The 1,741-nt window shown below is 26.5% G+C and carries 1 protein-coding gene; it reads right to left on the bottom strand.

Going from position 1 to position 1,741, the window contains the following annotated elements; all coding sequences use genetic code 11:
- Positions 1-59: 59 nt before the first annotated feature.
- The gene (locus tag VN21_RS15395) at positions 60-1,160 is read right to left on the bottom strand and encodes a replication initiation protein (protein WP_046824032.1); all 1,101 of its coding nucleotides are present in this window, start codon (positions 1,158-1,160) and stop codon (positions 60-62) included.
- Positions 1,161-1,741: the final 581 nt, after the last annotated feature.

A 1,741-nucleotide genomic window follows, 5' to 3' on the forward strand; every position in this document is an offset into this window, starting at 1 on the left:
ATAAATTAAATTTAAAAAGTTCCCATCTGCCGTATTTAAAAGTTATTAGTTTTTACATTTTACCAGAATAAATCCATTTCTTGCTGATGGATCATATCTCCTTCTTCTTCTACCTTGTATTCAGTAATTTTATTTTCCAATGTACCTTTAAAAAACTTATAAGATCCAGCTTTTATTTTTTCAACATCATCTTTATCTAAAGTTATCATAACTGCATCCTCAAATGCTTTTTCCATATATTCATTTTTAAAGTTAATCTCTTTAAAATCCATTTTAACCCTTCTTAAAGTTCCTTTTGTAAATAAACTTTCATCAGGTATATATGTATTGCTTACAACCACCTTTAAATCATCCTTATTAGTATTCTTTTCTATATCTTTTAAATCTTTCATATCTAAAACTTCCGCATCAACAGAACATTCATCTAATAAAATTTGCTCTTGATTATCATCATTGATCATATCCTTAGCAAAATACTTTCTTTTATCCAAATCTTTAACTATAAAATCAATAGAATCTACTCTTCTACCTACTTTATTTTCTTTAAAATCTATTTCAAAGCACCCTGTATTGTTAAGCTCTTTTATAGCTGGAACTATAATTCTTCTTTTAAAATCATTGTATCTATCATACTTTCCTTCAATCATTAAAAGCTCTTTAAGCTCATCCACCTTATAATTTATAATTGATTTTGTCCCACTCCATAATCTTAATAAATCATAAAACCTTTGAGCATTTGGGTTTATTAATCCAAAAAATATAGCTAAGTTTATAGGTGTATAACCTGTATCTAGATAGTTTCTTATGTAATTATGAATTTCTTTAGATGCTTCAATTTTAAAAGTTTTTCTAGATTTTATATACTTAAAACCATTTATAAATCCATATTCTCCCCATCCCTCTTCATCTCTAAAGTAAATACTTTGTTTTCTTAAGTTAACCAACAAATTAGAGATTGAGTCAACAGAGCTAGTTTGTTTTTTCTTTATTATAGTTTTAAATTCTTCATGCGATATTTCACATTTAATTATATCATCATTGTTTCTCTGTAATTTATATAAAAGCATTAAAAATATTCTATTCTCTAGCGTAGAGATATTATACTTAGCTTTTATAATTATGTTGTTTTTCATAACTATATTTTTTTCATTTATATTCATCATTATCCTCCACCCAATAATTCATATCATTCCTCTTATAATTTAATACAAAAAATAAATTACGTCAATTTTTTAAAATATGCGTTTTAATATTTCCCATATGTCGTATTTAAACTAAATTAAATACTAACATGACTATTTTCAATTGTTTGATCAAGTTTTTCTCCTGTCACATTTAAAGTTCCTATGTGTCGTACTTAGAGTTCCCTCCTGTCGCATTTAAAGTTTTAAAGTATAATATTTAAAATTATATCCTGTCACATTTAAAGTTCCCATGTGTCGTATTTAAAGTTCCCTCCTGTCGCACTTAAGGTTCCCATGTGTCGTATTTAAAGTTCCCTCCTGTCGCACTTAAGGTTCCCACATGTCGTATTTAAAGTTCCCTCCTGTCGCACTTAGGGTTCCCATGTGTCGTATTTAGGTTTAAATTTATTAGTAATTCCAATATCTTCAGGTAGGCCTAAATACTATTAAATACTATAAATACTATTTAAATACTAAGTAAAGACTAGTAAAGGTCATTTTTTGTTCTAATCTGATCTAATCTTTATATTAAAAATAAAAACTCTTAGAAAATTGGT

It is taken from the genome of Paraclostridium benzoelyticum, assembly GCF_001006285.1.
Classification (GTDB): domain Bacteria; phylum Bacillota; class Clostridia; order Peptostreptococcales; family Peptostreptococcaceae; genus Paraclostridium; species Paraclostridium benzoelyticum.